This window comes from Spirosoma gilvum (genome assembly GCF_054776815.1).
In genome coordinates, this window is record NZ_BAAHBH010000004.1 from 266,620 (window position 1) to 283,436 (window position 16,817).

General features: G+C 45.8%; 11 protein-coding genes and 7 tRNA genes. 4 read left to right on the plus strand and 14 right to left on the minus strand.

Annotation, left to right across the window (positions count from 1 at the left end):
- Positions 1-8: 8 nt before the first annotated feature.
- Positions 9-431: a DUF4783 domain-containing protein gene (locus ACYVFD_RS12525; protein WP_461090437.1), complete on the minus strand. Its 423-nt coding sequence runs from the start codon at positions 429-431 to the stop codon at positions 9-11.
- 134 nt (positions 432-565) lie between these two features.
- Here ACYVFD_RS12525 and ACYVFD_RS12530 point away from each other — a divergent pair, with 134 nt between their 5' ends.
- Complete coding sequence (locus ACYVFD_RS12530; RefSeq protein WP_461090438.1) at positions 566-1,078, plus strand: phosphoribosyltransferase family protein; 513 nt, start codon at positions 566-568, stop codon at positions 1,076-1,078.
- A 101-nt stretch (positions 1,079-1,179) separates the two neighbouring features.
- Here the strand turns inward: ACYVFD_RS12530 and ACYVFD_RS12535 are convergent, their stop codons facing one another.
- From ACYVFD_RS12535 to ACYVFD_RS12545, 3 genes are all read right to left on the minus strand, one after another.
- Positions 1,180-1,356 carry a hypothetical protein gene (locus ACYVFD_RS12535; RefSeq protein WP_461090439.1) on the minus strand — a complete coding sequence of 59 codons (177 nt, stop codon included), beginning with the start codon at positions 1,354-1,356 and terminating at the stop codon, positions 1,180-1,182.
- Positions 1,357-1,451: 95 nt separating this feature from the next.
- On the minus strand, positions 1,452-4,448 hold the full coding sequence (locus tag ACYVFD_RS12540) for a DEAD/DEAH box helicase (RefSeq protein ID WP_461090440.1): 2,997 nt from the start codon (positions 4,446-4,448) through the stop codon (positions 1,452-1,454).
- 475 nt (positions 4,449-4,923) lie between these two features.
- The gene (locus ACYVFD_RS12545) at positions 4,924-7,197 is read right to left on the minus strand and encodes a beta strand repeat-containing protein (RefSeq protein ID WP_461090441.1); all 2,274 of its coding nucleotides are present in this window, start codon (positions 7,195-7,197) and stop codon (positions 4,924-4,926) included.
- A gap of 603 nt (positions 7,198-7,800) precedes the next feature.
- On the opposite strand from ACYVFD_RS12545, the gene ACYVFD_RS12550 reads away from it, so the two are divergent.
- Positions 7,801-8,412 (plus strand): carbohydrate-binding protein, encoded by a 612-nt coding sequence (locus ACYVFD_RS12550; RefSeq protein WP_461090442.1) that lies wholly within the window; start codon positions 7,801-7,803, stop codon positions 8,410-8,412.
- Positions 8,413-8,753: 341 nt separating this feature from the next.
- Here the strand turns inward: ACYVFD_RS12550 and ACYVFD_RS12555 are convergent, their stop codons facing one another.
- Complete coding sequence (locus ACYVFD_RS12555) at positions 8,754-9,881, minus strand: PLL family lectin (protein WP_461090443.1); 1,128 nt, start codon at positions 9,879-9,881, stop codon at positions 8,754-8,756.
- Positions 9,882-10,198: 317 nt separating this feature from the next.
- Here ACYVFD_RS12555 and ACYVFD_RS12560 point away from each other — a divergent pair, with 317 nt between their 5' ends.
- Both ACYVFD_RS12560 and ACYVFD_RS12565 read left to right on the plus strand, forming a co-directional pair.
- A complete protein-coding gene (locus ACYVFD_RS12560) occupies positions 10,199-10,966 on the plus strand; it encodes a transposase (protein ID WP_461090444.1) in 768 nt (255 codons plus the stop codon).
- Positions 10,914-11,300, plus strand: coding sequence for a transposase (locus tag ACYVFD_RS12565; RefSeq protein ID WP_461090445.1), 387 nt, complete (start codon positions 10,914-10,916; stop codon positions 11,298-11,300). The genes ACYVFD_RS12560 and ACYVFD_RS12565 overlap by 53 nt, the downstream gene beginning before the upstream one ends.
- An 83-nt stretch (positions 11,301-11,383) precedes the next feature.
- Here ACYVFD_RS12565 and ACYVFD_RS12570 read toward each other — a convergent pair.
- The 9 genes from ACYVFD_RS12570 to ACYVFD_RS12610 all read right to left on the minus strand — a co-directional run bounded on the left by ACYVFD_RS12570 (position 11,384) and on the right by ACYVFD_RS12610 (position 16,663).
- A tRNA-His gene (locus tag ACYVFD_RS12570) sits at positions 11,384-11,455 on the minus strand.
- A 2-nt stretch (positions 11,456-11,457) separates the two neighbouring features.
- A tRNA-Gln gene (locus tag ACYVFD_RS12575) sits at positions 11,458-11,528 on the minus strand.
- Between the two features lie 14 nt (positions 11,529-11,542).
- Positions 11,543-11,615: transfer RNA gene (locus tag ACYVFD_RS12580), tRNA-Gln, on the minus strand.
- 86 nt (positions 11,616-11,701) lie between these two features.
- Positions 11,702-11,776: transfer RNA gene (locus ACYVFD_RS12585), tRNA-Trp, on the minus strand.
- Between the two features lie 4 nt (positions 11,777-11,780).
- Positions 11,781-11,862: transfer RNA gene (locus ACYVFD_RS12590), tRNA-Tyr, on the minus strand.
- Positions 11,863-11,867: 5 nt separating this feature from the next.
- Positions 11,868-11,940 (minus strand) — tRNA-Met (locus ACYVFD_RS12595).
- A 1,474-nt stretch (positions 11,941-13,414) separates the two neighbouring features.
- Positions 13,415-13,487 (minus strand) — tRNA-Gly (locus ACYVFD_RS12600).
- Positions 13,488-13,692: 205 nt separating this feature from the next.
- Positions 13,693-15,363, minus strand: a complete 1,671-nt coding sequence (locus ACYVFD_RS12605) for a hypothetical protein (protein ID WP_461090446.1) — start codon at positions 15,361-15,363, stop codon at positions 13,693-13,695.
- A 67-nt stretch (positions 15,364-15,430) separates the two neighbouring features.
- A complete protein-coding gene (locus ACYVFD_RS12610) occupies positions 15,431-16,663 on the minus strand; it encodes a hypothetical protein (RefSeq protein WP_461090447.1) in 1,233 nt (410 codons plus the stop codon).
- Positions 16,664-16,817: the final 154 nt, after the last annotated feature.

Genomic DNA, 16,817 nt, shown 5'->3' on the forward strand with positions numbered 1-16,817 from the left:
GCTGATGCCTAGCGACTAACAACGGTTGATTCTTTTCTAAAATGAAGCGCGTTGATCACGTATGTCTGATTGCCCGTCTGACGCATGAGCACATACACCGAGAACGTTTGCCCATCGGCTTTGTACGTACCTGTACTGTAGCGCAGATGATCCGAAGCCCCCCGGTATACGAACTGAAAGCTCTGGGGCGGGTATTTCCGGAAAAAGGAGCGTAAGATCAATTCGGCATGCGTAGCCTGAACGGCTGAAAATTCGACGTTTTCGGTATCAATGACTAATTCAATGGTTTTTGCAAAGCGGGCCGATAGCCGACTGGCATCTCCACTTCGCAACGATACGCCTACAGTTTGTGTAATATCGGTTTCAGTTACGGAAGGTCCGGGTAGTACCCAGATATAAAGGCTTACTATAAGACTGACAATCGTGTGCATAGTCGGTTAAATCAGCTTGTATTTAGTAGGACTAATGGCGAAAACTATGCCAACTCACCAACCTTAGCTGTTATTTCGTTCGCTAACCGCTTTTTTATCATCTTTACATCCAAATTTCGATTGTCGATTCCCGCATGAACATCGCTCAACCCACGCTTATCCTTAATTCTGCACAGATCCATCAGAAAATCAGACGGATAGCGTTCCAGATCTACGAAAATAATTTTGACGAAACGGCGTTGCTGCTGGCTGGCATCGCGGGTGAAGGGTACACACTGGCGCAGGCATTGGCACGCGAATTGCAAACCATTACCCCTTTATCTGTTGACCTGATCCGGCTCGATCTGGATAAAACATCGGTAGCCCAACCTACGGTTCATCATGAGGGTTCGGCCACTGATTTTAGCGATAAAGTAGTCGTTATTGTCGATGATGTGTTATATACTGGCCGAACATTGGCGTTCAGCTTACAGCCTTTTTTGAGCGTACCGATTCGTAAACTACAGGTAGCCGTTCTGATCGACCGGAATCACCCCCGCTATCCGGTAGCCGCCGATTATAAGGGCTATGAATTAAGCACCACCTTAACTGAGCATGTAGACGTTGTGCTCAGTGATTCCGAGCGCATGGGGGTGTATTTACGATAAAAGGAGAAGGGAAAAAGCAAAAGGGAGAAAGGATGTCGATCTGTAAAGTCCTGATCTCCTTTCTCCCTTTTGCTTTTTCCCTTCTCCTTTTACCCCTTATGTTATGCTTTCGTTCCGCGAATCAGGCTGATGCCTGCAAAGAAGAAAACACCGCCCAAAATCAGGTACACAAACGATGCCTGAGCGACTCCACCCCTTGTAAAATCAATTCCGCCGTAGATCAAGCCAGCCAACCCTAGTAAGGTCAGAATGATGCCGAATACGCTTTTGACATTCATACGTTGAGTTATTTAACAGTGAACGATAGTGTATTTGATGGATAACTATCGCCAGCCAATAACTTCCCGCGAATGCCTGACTTTTATGGAAATTTCTACTCAAGCAATACCATAATATCCTCTTTGGTGAGGGATTTTACGAAGTTCTCCTCGGTCGTAATCAAGCTACCGGCCAGTTGTTGCTTGGCTCGCTGTAAAGAAAGGATTTTTTCTTCGACGGTATTTTTGGCGATGAATTTGTAGGTAAATACCGTCTTTTGCTGACCAATTCGGTGCGCCCGGTCGACCGCCTGCGCTTCGATGGCCGGGTTCCACCAGGGGTCAAGAATGAATACGTAATCGGCAGCGGTCAGGTTATGTCCTAGCCCACCGGCTTTCAGCGAAATCAGGAATAGTTTTACGGAATCGTCGGTCTGGAATAGCTCGACCTGACTTTGCCGGTCGGTGGTTGAACCGTCCAGATACGCATATTTGATTCGCTTCTCTTTCAGGTAGTGTTGCACAACGTTCAAGTGCTTGATAAACTGACTGAATACCAACACCTTATGATTTTCGGTCATAGCACTTTCCAAACGCATAATTACGTCATCCAGTTTGCCCGAATCACCTTCGTACTCGGCATCGACCATACGCGGGTGGTTGGCAATCTGACGAAGCTTGGTTAGACCTTGCAATACGACCATCTGCGATTTCGCCATGCCCTCCTCTTCAATATGCTCCAGAATCAGGTTACGATAGTATGATTTTGCTTCTTCGTACTGTGCTTCCTGATCGGGTGTCATCTCACAATAGAGTATACTTTCGACTTTTTCGGGCAGATCAGTAGCCACCTGCGACTTGTTTCGGCGAAGCATAAACGGCTTGATCAGACTGTAGAGTCGACTGGTTTTGGATTCGTCGTGTCGTTTTTCAATCGGTATCTGAAATTCATTTCGGAAGAACGACTGACTACCCAACAGCCCCGGATTGATGAATGACATCTGCGACCATAAATCCATCGTGCTGTTTTCGAGGGGCGTACCGGTCAAAATAAGCCGATTTGCTGTGTTTAGCTGCATTACGGCTCGGGTGATATGCGAGGACGGATTTTTGATTGCCTGCGACTCATCCAGAATCACATAATTGAACCGGTAGTCGCTCAGAAGATCAATATCGATTCGAACGATCCCATACGAGGTTAGAATCAGGTCGTAGTCATCAAACTGGGCTGTATTTTTATCCCGGTATGTACCCGTATACACCATGATCCGCAGATCGGGCGTAAACTTACGCGCTTCCAGCTCCCAGTTGTAGAGCAGCGACGTCGGCATAACCAGCAAACTAGGCTCGGTTGCGCCTGATTCTTTCTGGTTTTGCAGCATAGCCAGCGTCATCACGGTTTTTCCAAGCCCCATATCGTCGGCCAGGCAACCACCAAACCGGTACTGACGCAAAAAATTCATCCAGTCGTACCCAGCCTGCTGATAAGGACGCAGGGTCCCATTGAATCGGATAGGCAACGGAAAATGTTCGATCTCCTCAAAGTTGCGCAACCGCTCCAGCTTCCGACTGATCACTGTGGTGGCCAGGCTGTCCCGTTCCAGCTCTTCTACCAGAGCGAGATGGTGTTTTTGTAATACCAACCTTCCATCCACTGAGCCGTCTCCATCCAGGTGTTCGAGAAAGCCAAACAGTTCCGAATACTTCGTAAACCAGGCACTCGGTATAACGGCTACCTCGCCATTGGGCAGGGTAAATTCCCGCTTCTTGGCCAGAATTAGTTTTCGCAGTTTCAGAAATGGGATTTCATACTCACCAAAGCGAACATTTGCATAAATGTCGAACCAGTCGCGGCCTTCCTGAATCGATACGTCGATACTGGAATAGCCCAGAAAATAGCGTTTGGTATTCTGCGCGTCCTGCCGAACCTGAAAACCTGCATCCTGAAGTTGTTCGTTATGATCGGAAAGCCAGGCAAATGCGTCAGACTTAGGGAGTGTTACTCGCCCATGCCGCAAATCGAGCCCTGAATCGCGCAGAAAGGTTAACTTTTGTTTTTCAAGACGTTGATCCCGACGGATTTTATGAAAAATGTATTCATCGCCTTTCTTTTCTAAACTCACATTGGCCGAGGGGCCAAAACTGTCGAACCGGAATGTAAAGTTGCCATATTGAAACGCCAGATCGAATACAATGCGCTGGTCGGATTCTTCATCCTGCTCCAGCGTATCGACACCACCACTTCCATTCTGGAATAACGGCACTGAAACCGACCGGCTCGACTGCACCATTTCTGATACGGTTAGCACCGGGGTTGGCTCCAGAACTTCAGCCCGGATTTCGAACCCTTTGGCATATACGTCATAGGAGGCAATGAGCTGCGCTACAAAGCGTTCATAATACTGCTGTTCAATATTACGGGGAATGATAATATGGTTTTTTGTAAAGAATGGACGTAGTTTTTTCCCGTCAACATTCTTGCTGAAATGGTACAGTCGATTACCCACCATCATATAGGCAGGCTCATCGCAGATCATCAGCGCATCCTTAAACTGGAATTCGACGCGTTCCGTTTCCATCTCGCCCGCTGCGTTCTGTCGTGGGTAGCGGATGATCGGAAAATAATGCGTTGCATCGGCGTTACGAACAAAGTGAAAATGAACACGGGCCGGCTCAGGCATCCAAGTAATGGGCTGCCAGGCCGGATTGCCATCGTTGCCCATAATGTAAAATGGTCTGCCGGGCATCAGCGCCATAATTTGCGCCTTTATCGTTTCGAGATAACTACCGATGGCTTCCTGAACTAGTTTATCCCCTTTCTGGGTGTCGTATATTTTCAAAAAGAAATCGACAGCAGGCAATTTGCGGGTATTAAACTTCTTAACAATGGTATCCTGCTGAATACTATCAATGAGTTTCACCAGTTCAAAATCACGTTCATCCAGACCTTTGGCAAATTCACCTACGTTTTGCGTCGATAAGGTTTGATTTTGAAGCGTAAGTTCACCCCGGCTATTCCGCTGGACCACAAAGGCCTCAATCAGGTAGCCTAAAAATTCGTGATCCAGCAACGAATACACGATTTGAAACGGTTGTAAAGGCGAAACTTTCATGCAGACTATAGCATTCTGGCCCAACCCTTTCGGACTGGTCAGAACGACAGCAAAAGGTGAACACGTTGATTGAAAACTCGGGTGGATCAGTTGTTGAGCAACCAGCAAAAAAAGCTCAAAAAGTAGTCAATATGAACGTTTTGTCCTTACTGCATAGTTGCCAACGATTTCAAATATACAAATCAAAACAAAACGGACAATAAGGAATCTGGCAAAAAGAGCAAACGAGGTAAAGCTATACGCGAAAGTTATTATCCGGTAAAATCCCCGGCTTCAAACGAGTCATGGCAGGACGATGACAGCCCCGTTCAAAAAAATAATTTTCCAATCAACTTTTTAAGCGATTTGCCCGAAAAGTGTTGCCTAACCAACTCCTGACCCTACTGGTAGCAGGCTCCTTATAACGGCTACTAGATTCAAACAAAAAAGGTCCTGAAGTCAGGACCTTTTTTGTTTGAATCTAGTAGCTACCGTTTTATCTCTTTTTAGCCAGTTGCTTCATCACCAACTTTCTCAGCTCACCTACCTCTGCTTTAAGCTGCTGATTGGCAATCTGTTGCTTTCTATCTGCATCCTCCAGATTACGATTATTCTTTTCCAGTTGAATGCTGTACAACGTTAATTCTTCTATTTTCTTCAGCAATAGGGCGTTCATCTTAGACAGGTCTATACCCTGTTCCGCCATTTGTTCGGCCGATGGTATTTCGGGCAAGTGATGATTTTGCTGGATGAATTTCTCCACGGACGCCAACGACCGGAGTGAATACGTATGCGTGAAAACAATGTCGGCCCATTCGTTCGGATGATTAACCTGCAGCTTATAGTTGGCCTTCACCACATCCCCTTGTCCGTTGACGGCTAGAAATTGATTCGTTGAATAAGCGGAAGGGCTTTTGTCAGTCAACTGTGTCAATCGAAGGCCGCTGGCATCAGCCGTTTCGCTGACGACCTCAAGCCGAGCCATAGGAGCCGATGTGCCGATGCCTACATTGGCGTTATGGCCTAATACAACAGCATTGCTCACCGCCACAGTTGCATCAGCCCCAATTGCGGTCGCATTGGTCAGTGGTTCGTTATTGGCTGCCAGCATAACCCCAGCCTGTGTACCTAAAAAGGTGTTGCGGGAACCTTTATCATGCTGCCCTGTATTGAAGCCAATGTACACATTATCGTCGGAATTGATCGAAGCAGGCCCTGCTTTATTGCCAATGATCGTGTTGTTCGACCCCGTCGTGATATTGCGTCCTGCGTTCACGCCAAAAAAGGTATTGCCTTTGCCAGACGTTGCCTGATAGCCAGCCTGATAACCAACAAATGTGTTTGAATCGGCAACTGCGTTAAGGCCAGCCTGATAGCCAATAAAGGTACTTCGTTTGCCAGTCTGGTTCGCAAAACCAGCTTTAGACCCTAGCATTACATTGCCATCCACGGTATTATTAAAACCGGCGCTGTCGCCAATCATCACATTCTTATTACCGGTTTGGTTCTTATTGGCCGCTCGCAGACCAACCGATACGTTATTCGACCCCGTAGTATTACCCAGCCCATTGGCAATACCTAGAAATGTGTTTCCTACTCCGGTTGTATTGAATGAGCCCGTATTACTACCCATAAACGCATTGCTATCACCAGTTGTGTTGTTATACCCAGCCGAATTACCGATAAACAGGTTTCCAAAACCGGTTGTATTCGTGTAGCCCGAGTTGTTACCGATAAACACGTTTTGTGAGCCAGTCGAGTTATTCAGTCCGGCATACGCACCAATGAACGCATTGAAGTTGCCCGAAACTGTACTATAACCAGCGTTAATACCAATCATCGTATTGTTTAACCCAACCGTATTTGAGAAACCGGCACTGCTGCCTAAAAAGGTACTACCCCCACCCGTGGTGTTAGCCTGACCCGCAGCATTGCCAATGAATGTATTTCCAGTACCCGTCGTCGTGTTTAGGCCAGCGTTGTAGCCCAGAAATGAGTTCTGATAACCGGTCGTAACATTATTCCCGGCTGCATAACCAACAAAGGCATTTTGATAGCCGGTTGTATTCAGGCTTCCGGCACCTCCACCCAAAAAGGTGTTGTTGGCCCCTGTCGTATTGGCCTGACCCGCTGAGCTACCGAAAAAGGTATTATTAGACCCGGTCGTGTTGCTATTACCTGCCTGGTAACCAACATACGAATTACCCGATCCGCTTGTATTGGCATAGCCCGCATTGGCTCCCATAAATGTATTTGAGAACCCACTTTCGTTCGAATAGCCCGCATTATTGCCAACGAACGCGTTGTTGAAGCCAATGGTGTTGGTTCGGCCAGCACCGTTTCCTATAAAAACATTAAAACTGGCTGTAAGCGTAGAAAACCCCGCTTCGTACCCGATAAAGGTGTTTCGATTGCCGCTGGTAAGAGCCTGGCCAGAAAATGAGCCCAGGAACGTATTATAATTTCCGGTGGTATTGGACGTACCAGCACGGTTACCAAAAAAAGAATTCCCAGCCCCTAACGTAGTAAATTTCCCGGCAGCACTACCTACGAATGTATTTTCAAACCCTTGTGTAGTTGTTTGGCCTGCCTGAAAACCCAAAAATGAGTTATTACTCCCCTGCATTGACCCATTACCGGCCGATGGACCTGCTATTGTATTATACGAGCCAGGTAGGGATGTATTTGCAGAGTTAGCCACATAGCTATTCTGCGCCATTAACGTTTTCGCTGAGAGAAAGAAAAGAAAAGCCGATATAATTATACGCATACCTGACTAGTTTATGAGTATATATTAAGATATGTAAAATACTTAACAGGTTGACTATTACCCATCGCTGAAACTACAAGCAAACATCTCGCCAAACAGCTATCCACAAGTTGTGCTCATCTAAATAATAGTGTTTATAAACGTTAACTAGCCTATTCGTCGCGTTTGAGGCCACTTTAGCAATTTTAATTATTTCATGTTACCGATTATTAAAATTCATAACATTATAGCAAATTTTCTTTATCATCAATTTTGGCCCGGTTTTAGCTGTGTATTAATCAACTATTCTTTCTAGTCAACAGTAATTCAATTTCAGCATACCACACTTTTACAAATATTAGTTTACCAATACATAAATAAATAAACATACTATCGTTTAGCTTATCTGAGTGTATCTCTTGGCACATATGCGATAGCTTGAACGACGATTTCATCCCTGATACAAGTGCTTATATCATAGTAAGCCAAACCTATTTACACCGGCTGTTCAGCAGCCTTGATACCGTCCAATTCATTTTAAACCCAGCATGAGATTCCTATACGTCCATACCTATAGAGAATCAAACTAACGAATGGAACCAATTATTTAATCGACAAATTAGTATGGCAATCGGCACTCAACTTGTCAGAATTCGGCGCAGCAGCGATGGGCAGGAGATTTATCAGGCAACGACGACACGTGACACCGACGTTTATCCGCTAACCAGTGATGGTCAGGCAGCTTTCGAGGCAGCCGCCAGTGCGGGCAGTTTTACACTTACTGTAGATAATGGCGCCATAATTCCGGCTGGAACCCGCCCTCCTCTTATCAAACCAGGCACAGGACCAGGTGCCGCTTTTTCGCAAAAAATACAGGCAGAAGACGCAACGGGCACAGGCACTTATACAGGCCAACCGGGCGATAATAACCTGAAGGGACCTTATAGTACCAGTAGCGATTATCTGCTTTATGCAATAACCGATGCCCCCATTACAGCTTCTAATTATAATCTGGCTATCCGCTATCAAACCAATTCTCAGACGCCGGGCACAGCCACTATCATTGTAAATTCGGCCACAACCATGGATTTTCCTTTAGAGGGAACTGATGGCGGAAAACGTACCTACAATATGACTATTTCATTGAATGCGGGCAGCAATCGAATTCGTATACAGGGAAAGTCGGGAACGTCCTTTTATCAGGACTATATTATCGTTACTCGTTCAGCCAGCTAGCAACCCTAGGCTCTTACAATAATAAAGCTCTGGAACTACTTTTCCAGAGCTTTATTATTAGTACCAGGAGCGGGTACAAAACTCCATCATAACTAATTGAATAACAATAAATTATACATATCGAGTAACAAATAGGAAACAAATTCTACACGAGAAACAGTAAGTGCCTCTTTCAAGCAAATATATTTTTGCAAGCCTACTGCCAAGATTCCTTCAATAATCAACTAACAGTAAAGACTAATGAAATGAGCATTTTGAAAATCATATCTGTTTCTATTTCCATTTGTGATAAAAACAGATTGGTTACAACAGCCATAATACATTACAATTCTTCACACTCGTTAAAACTTTGCGGGAGCTGACCACCCTCCATTCTTAGCAACTTGCCAGATATGATATAGAGAATGGTCTTCACCAATATAAAATAGTTCAAGTCGCTTATCTAGGTTGCTCCCAATTGCAATGCTTCCATGACGCTGGTTTTGAACGTTTATATGAAACGATTGCTCTCCTGTCCATTGTGCTGGATTTTGAGTATTCTTGACAGTTTGCCATCGATGATATATGTTATTATTAAGACCAACGTAAAATAACTCAAGTCGCCCATCTTCATTTTGACCAATGACAATATCTTGAGCAAAGTCATTACTACCAAGTCGGTTCTCAGCACTCCACTGTGCGGGATTTTGGGTATTCTTTACCGTTTGCCACTTATGATAAAGAGCAGAATTTGTACCAATATAGAATAGCTCAAGCCGACCATCTTGATTTTGTCCGACAGTCAAGAAGACGGCAAGGTCATTACTACCAAGTCGGTTCTCAGCGCTCCACTGTGCGGGATTTTGGGTATTCTTTACCGTTTGCCAACGATTGTATAATGCGCTTGAATCAAATTCATTAGGAAAAAATAATTCAAGCCGTCCATCAGCATTACTTCCTACTGTAATGTATTTACCCTCAAAATTATTTAAAGCTGAAGTAATGAACTTTTGTTCACCACTCCATTCGTTCATTTTAGCATTCGGAATAGATTGCCATTGGTGGTAAATTTTCTTGTCACTAGCAACGTAGAACAATTCTAGTCGTTTATCCTGGTTTTGTTTTACAGTAATTGGCTGATAACTGTTGAGATAAGCTCTCCCAAAATTTGTTAGTGCTTGATCAGCACTCCATTGGGCAGGATTTTGAGTGTTTTTCACAGTTTGCCACTTATGATAAATTGCATCATCCAATCCAACATAAAATAACTCAAGTCGACCATCTTGATTTTTTTCTACTACCATCTGTTTAGCGCCAATAGTTGTATTTATTTGCGCAGGACCGGCCCATCCATTATTGGCCCTCGTTTGCCAATAGTGAAAAATTTGTGGAGATGTAAGATCTGATGTACCTTCTGTTTCTTGAAGAAAAAATACTTCCAACCGGCCATCCTCATTACTAGCAGTAGTTACTTGAATTATGCGACCCATTGCTATATGAATTTTAAAAAAGTCAATAGAAGGAACTGTTGTGATAATGATCGCAAAATATTACATGCTGATTTTAAAGGACTTATCAAACGGTAGTTTTATTAGCATTGTGAATTTTTACCGCAGGGCTTACATCTAATTAAGGCTTATTACCTTATGTCGCTATAATCAGGAATTTGAACTTTAACTATAAGCGTGAATTTTGACAACGTTTTTTTCTTGTAGAAATAACGGTCTTATGAAGAATTAATAACTGATGTTACGCAAGCTGGTTTTAGACTGCCAGCCTATTGATTAAATTTAAGAAAAACTTGCTCATGCGCTTTGTTTCTCCCGTTTTTGATCTGTATTCCGACTATTTGTTAGTCAATCAAGGCCAAACTACGGCTACTGGTTTATCCACATTAGTGGAGGGAAAACTCTCGCATGATGCCATTACCCGTAGCCTGCATCAACTAGATTATGGCTCCCCACAGCTTTGGCAGGTGGTGAAACCCTTTCTCCAGCAGATAACCGATCCAAATGCCGTGCTGACCCTGGATGATACGGTTGAGCCCAAGCCCTACATGGATACCAACCCACTCATTCGTTTTCATTACGACCACTGCCTAAAGACAGCCCTGAAAGGAATTAATCAACTGACGGCTCTCTATACAACTCAGACCATTTCCTTGCCCGTAGCTTATGAGTTAATTGAAAAAGACCAGCTCCTGACCAACCCCAAGACGGCTAAAACCAAGTGGGTATCTACCACGGGCAAACAGGAACGGTTCCGGCGCTTAATTCATCAATGCTTACTCAATAAGCTTACTTTCAAGTACATACTAGCCGACAGTTGGTTTTCCTCAAGTGAAAATTTCAACTATATAGCTGGCCTTGGACAACAATTTATCATGCCCTTGAAAAGCAACCGAAAGGTGGCTCTTTCGCAGACTGACCGCACCGGCGGCCCGGCAGCAACAGGGGCGGTATCAGCCGATTGGCTCGTTGGCGATCGAAGCGCATCAATGCCTTGCCGTTTGGGTAGCGGGGGTGGATGTTCCACTACTGTTAACCAAGCAGGTCTTCAAAGACGGAGATCGTGAGCAGGGGGTGCTCTATCTGGTCACCAATGATCTGACGGCTGATACGGCTAGCATTCAGACGCAGTATGCCCGTCGCTGGAAAATCGAAGAATTCCACAAATCGGTCAAGTCTAATACCGGCTACGGTCGTTCTCCGGCCCACACCATACGCTCTCAAAGCAATCATCTTTTTTTATCCCTGTTAGCTTACGTCAAGTTGGAAGCCTTACGGTTATCCACTTCAAAAAATCATTTTGCCTTAAAAACGCTGCTGACTCTAAATGCGATGAAATTGGCCATGAGCGAACTTAACAGCCTCAAAAATCAATCTACTCTATTAGGTAAGGCTGCGTAACTTCAGTTAATAATAGAAAATAGGCACCCACTTCTCTTTATAAATAGTTACCTTAACACTTTGGCAAATCAGTCATAAAAATAGGTGTCAGGTCGGAATCGAACCGACGATCAACGGCACCACAAGCCGACGCTTTACCACTCAGCTACTGACACAGTTGGGATATATGGATTCGAACCACAGTCTGCTGAGCCAGATTCAGCCGTCCTACCTCTGAACGATACCCCAATATAAAATACTCGATGTCCTGTCAGGGTTCGAACCTGATACCTCCTGAGCCAAATTCAGGCGCTCTACCAACTGAGCTACAGGACAATACAATTTGTAGAACTACAAGGGCACAGGCTATAACTGTATGGCTGTGTACAGAGACTATTTTTCACCCTTGTAGTTTACAAATCTGGCACACCTGGAGCGATTCGAACGCCCGTCAACGGTTTTGGAGACCGATATCCTAGCCACTGGACGACAGATGTGTAGTTGGCACTGAGGGATTCGAACCCACTCACCCAAAGGAACAGATTTACAGTCTACTGCAACTCTCCCGCGTTGCCGAGCGCCAATATGTAGGGTGAGCCGGAGTTGAACCGGCGACCTTCGGCTTATGAAACCGATGCTCTAACCCCTGAGCTACCACCCCGAGAAAACAGAAAAAGCCCCTATCAGATTAAGTCAGATAGGGGCTCTCTACGAAAAAAGTCTTTATACCTTAGTCAATAGTCACACCCCTACAAAGCCAGTACTGGCTTTGCATTTGATGTTGATATTGACGGCGATTATTCATAGTGCAAGGGTAATGGAAAAGAAATCACACTTGCAACAATTAATTTTAGCTATATCCTTCTCTCATCCTCAAGCTGAGAGTCAAGTATAATTCCAAATGAGCGCAAGTACTTCATTGTCACTTTGGGGTCTGTGTGTCGGTTATGTCGCATGAGCCGCAACAGGTCTCTATACTGCATGTAAAGGTGCACATTGTGAGTGTGTTTCCAGGCATACAGTGTATAGTTCTTGCCAATTCCTAACTCATCCAGCCGTATCCGATAAAATTCGAAAAAAAAGTTTATCCCTACTGCTTTTGGCCCTGGTTTAGGGTCACAGTAATTCCTCCATACCCCTTTACCCTGGTTGCCAAAAATGTACCATTCTGAGGGTAGACCTATCAGGTTCATGTTTGCTATAACCTCTGTTAAGCCAGGAGATATGTCAACTGGTTCAGCCTGGCCATTCTTGGAAACATCGGCAGGCACTAAGATGGTGTTGGTTTGCCAGCGTATATCACCCACCTTAAGGGTTAACAATTCTTTAAGCCGAATACAGGTGTAATAAAGCTATTGGATGAACTGATATCACTTCCCAAGCCTTAGCCTCTTAGATAGCTTATCATCTTCTGTATTTGCTCATCATTATAGGCCTAGTGAAGGCGGGACTGATCAGTAGTTCCATATCAACATCACTTGAAAATTTCTGGTGAATAACTATTGAGAGAAATCACAGATTAATTTCGGTAATGTTTCATGAAGCAGAAAGCCCCTGCAAACCGCCATATTTCAAGCGATTACAGGGGCTTTCTAGTACCAGGAGCGGGAATCGAACCCGCACGGGCCGTAAGGCCCACAGGATTTTCATACCAACTACAACTTTCGTTGCTCTTTACCATTTGTAAAGATTTGTGGTCTGGACTTTCTCTTCACCTTATTTTGATAGTATCAAAACGTAGGTGCCACCTATTAAGTCTCTACACCTTCCATGTCAACTAATTCATTGACAGGCTTGGCTCGGGATTGCCAATCATCACTGATAAGGTTTCCCCGAATTTAAGCGGTTCTACTCCGACAGTTTCCTGTCGGGCACTCAACTTTTTGATATTCTTTGCTCGGTAATTATCCGTAAGCGCATGGCAGTTCGGACACATCGACGATCTTCTCTTCAAAAGAAGCATCGAAAGTGTAACGGGCCATACTATTGAAAACGATTATGTTCTCAACATACGAATAATACTAAAAATATCAAAGAACTAAGTCCGGCGCGTCTACCTGTTCCGCCATCCCGGCATTCATCCACTAAAAGTGGCATTTTACAAAAAAAGCACCGGGTTCGGTGCCTCTTTGTAGAGCGAAAGACGGGGTTCGAACCCGCGACCTCGACCTTGGCAAGGTCGCGCTCTACCAGCTGAGCTACTTTCGCGTAATTGCCTTTCGGCGAATTGTGGATGCAAATTTAGGGAGTTTTCTTCGGTTGTCAAGTCTTACTGTCAAAAAAATTTCAGAAAAGAGATTGGCTTAGCTAACAGAATCTGATTGTTAATGGGTTACGATATTCTATTTACGGTAGCTGACGCATGAGGGTGGTTCGCGTCAGCTACCGTAAATAGAATGCCATAAAACCAATCTTATAACAAGGGGTCATTTACCTGGGTATCGAAAACGCCTGTTAACACCTGGCCATTCCGTTTTATCTGCACCCAGATCCGGTAATGACCGGCTCGCGGAAAGGCATATGGAAATTCAACCATGTTTGGCGTTTTCATAGTATGATTCATGGTGGGCATACCAGCCGCCAGCAACTGATTCTTTTCAGCCTCCGGCATCGTTTTCAGTCGATTCACGTAGGCATCAATGCTATCGCGGAAGTGAACAGCATCAGGGTAGTGAAACGTACGGGCCGTATCGGCGATGCGGGTAACCAGCGAGTTTTCGGCGGCCATCGAATAGGTCCCAACTGGATGCAAATGAATATAAACCGTACCATCGGAACGCAAAATGGCAGCATGGCCAGGCATTCCCAGATACGGCTCCAGAGGGGCCGCTTTTCCCTGTGCATCCGCTACGGCAAATTTTAACGTGTATAATTTATCTGCTTCCAATACTTGGCCAGACTTATCCATCCAAAGCATAGTCGACCCATCGCTCAGTTTGCAGGTGGCGCTGGGTTTGCCACACACAACCATATCATTGTCTAAATGCGGTAGGTTCACGGCATTGGCTTTCACGCCCATCGGTTCGGTTACCAGCCAGCTATCGTCGGGGTCGGTTGGTTTAGCGGCTGCGGCTGCTTCGGCACTAATTTTCAGCGAAGGCACGTCAATCGTATCGGTCAATGTTTCAGTAAAACCACTCCGAAAAACAACATCCGAATAGACCAGATACTTCCCCCCCGGCAACGGAGGCAGGGCAACCTCATAGGTCAGGGTATCCCGACGGTTGGGGTGCAGATGCGCGAAGGCATCTAGACCGGGAATTCTGACCAGAAAGGTGTGCATCAGTTTCCCATGATCGGGCAACATATAACTGTATAGCCGACGTACGCTCCGAGCAGCACCTGTATCGAACCGGATCGTTAGTTGCCGTTGCGCATTCATGACCCGAACAGCCGTTTTAATGGGCATTGGCCGGTACAATTGCACATCCCGGTAATTTTCGGCTGTACTTGTCCACCAGGCTCTCCATCCGGTTAAGATGAGACCAATCACCAGCAAACCCGCTACCATACCAATCCAGCGCCGACGCCCCAGCGTGACCGGTACCGGCTGACCGGGTTTTAAAACACCATCGGCATTACTGGCTCCTACAATCGTGATTAGCATCACAATCAGCAAGAGCCCCATAAGGGCTAGTCCAACGCCAGTTCCTTCGGGCATATCACGCAGGGCGGTAGCTATTGCCATTACCGGTACAATAACCTGCTGTTTGCCATCGGGGCCATCGATGCTTAATTCAACGCTTGACGAACCGGAGTCCATCAGCCATAAATCGCCCTGATACCGGTTCTGGCCAACGGGTTGCAGCACATCGTGCGTAGGAGCCCCTTTATCGCCTGATCTAAAATAAATGGGCCGGGCTCCAATGCTGCTCACCCGACCCTGCTCTACGTAAACCGTAACGATGGCCGTACCGGGCACCACATCGGGTGGATTAATGCTGATTAACAATTGGTACTTACCCACCTGTTTTTGTACGATCACCCCCGAACTACCCACGTGGGCGTTGGAGAAAGGTGAAAGAGCGAACCAATGAATGAGTGAGAGAATAAGTAGCACGAGCCATTTTGCACGGTTAGGCATGCACAAATGACGTTTAGTAGCCTTTATTGAGTTGAATTTCATAGTTTATCCGCTTATCGCTCATTGTTCACCGCACTACCCGCTTCATCCAGTTGCCCCATACTAAACCGACCCGCGCCGACAGAAACGCGTAGATCAATGATTTACCAAAACCGATGGCAAACTCAACGGGCGTCTGGATATTCCACGGGCCATAATCGTACCGGTACTCCCAGTCGGGCGGACTTTCGTAGGTCCAGGAATACGATAGAAAAAGGCCATTACGTGCCCAGGGAGACTTGGTCAGGAACTCCCCAAAAGGCCATTGAAAAATGAGTAATACAACCATGAAGGCCACGGCATAGATGGCAGCCAGAAACCAGTCGTTCAATTTTCGACGACCTGTTTCGGCGGCTTCAAATCGGTGCATCAACCAATCGAGCACGAAGCCCGGTACAATCAGCAACATCGGAAAGTGGAACGGCTGGTAATGCGTAATGGGGTTCAGAACCGGCCCAAGTCGGGGAGTTGCCGGAAGATACTGGATTACCCAGCTAGGCAGAACCAACGCCAGCATATAGATGCCCGTTACGGCTGTAATCGGCCAGCGTAACAAAGAAGCCCGCCCTACGGCCAGCAGAAAAAACGGAAAGACGATAGCGGCCGTTGCGTAGTAGCTCGACTGATGGGTCTCACGCATACCCATCGATTCGGACGCCAGCGTAAAGATCATACAAAGCAACAGGGCAGCCGCAACCGCAAACAACCACTGTAAACGGGTACTTTGCTGACCAGCCTGACTCGTCTCAAGTGTCTGTACTGAATTTCGATACTGGTTCTGAAGTGCTAATACACCAACGATGGCTCCTAACTGCATGGTCATGATACCAATAGCCAGAATGGTATGCGGGGGTGTTAAGATCTGTACGTCAAGACCATAGGTATTGTGCCACCAATCGTCGAAAGGGGCCGAGGTCAGCATGGCCAAAGCCCCCCATACGCAGAACATAGCGCCCAGCGGTCCGTAGAAAACACCCCAAAAGGGTATGGCCTCTGGCCGACCAGGGTGATTTTTACGTAACGTTAGATCCAGAATCTTGTAGGCGGAAAACAGGCCACCTACCACAGCCCCCAGATAAATAACCAGGTGTGGGGGCGCAAAAAGGCCGTCGCGACCGATACTCATGTGCCACATGATGTCCCAGAGTAGGCCCATGATGACACAGAACGACGAAAACACAACGGCATAAATATAGGTTGGAATACCTAAGCGCCAGCTACCCAACTGAAATTGAGGGCCGGAAGGATGATCAGGTTGCATACAAGTGTGATGAACTCTATATAAAGAGGTCTAAACGAGCGAAAAGGTTGCTTGTAACCCGTTGATAGAAAAAGGCATGTGTCGCTGTATCTACTTGAGCGTACGGCATACGCTTGCTAACAATTATAGCGTTATTTGCACAATTAGTCGATAT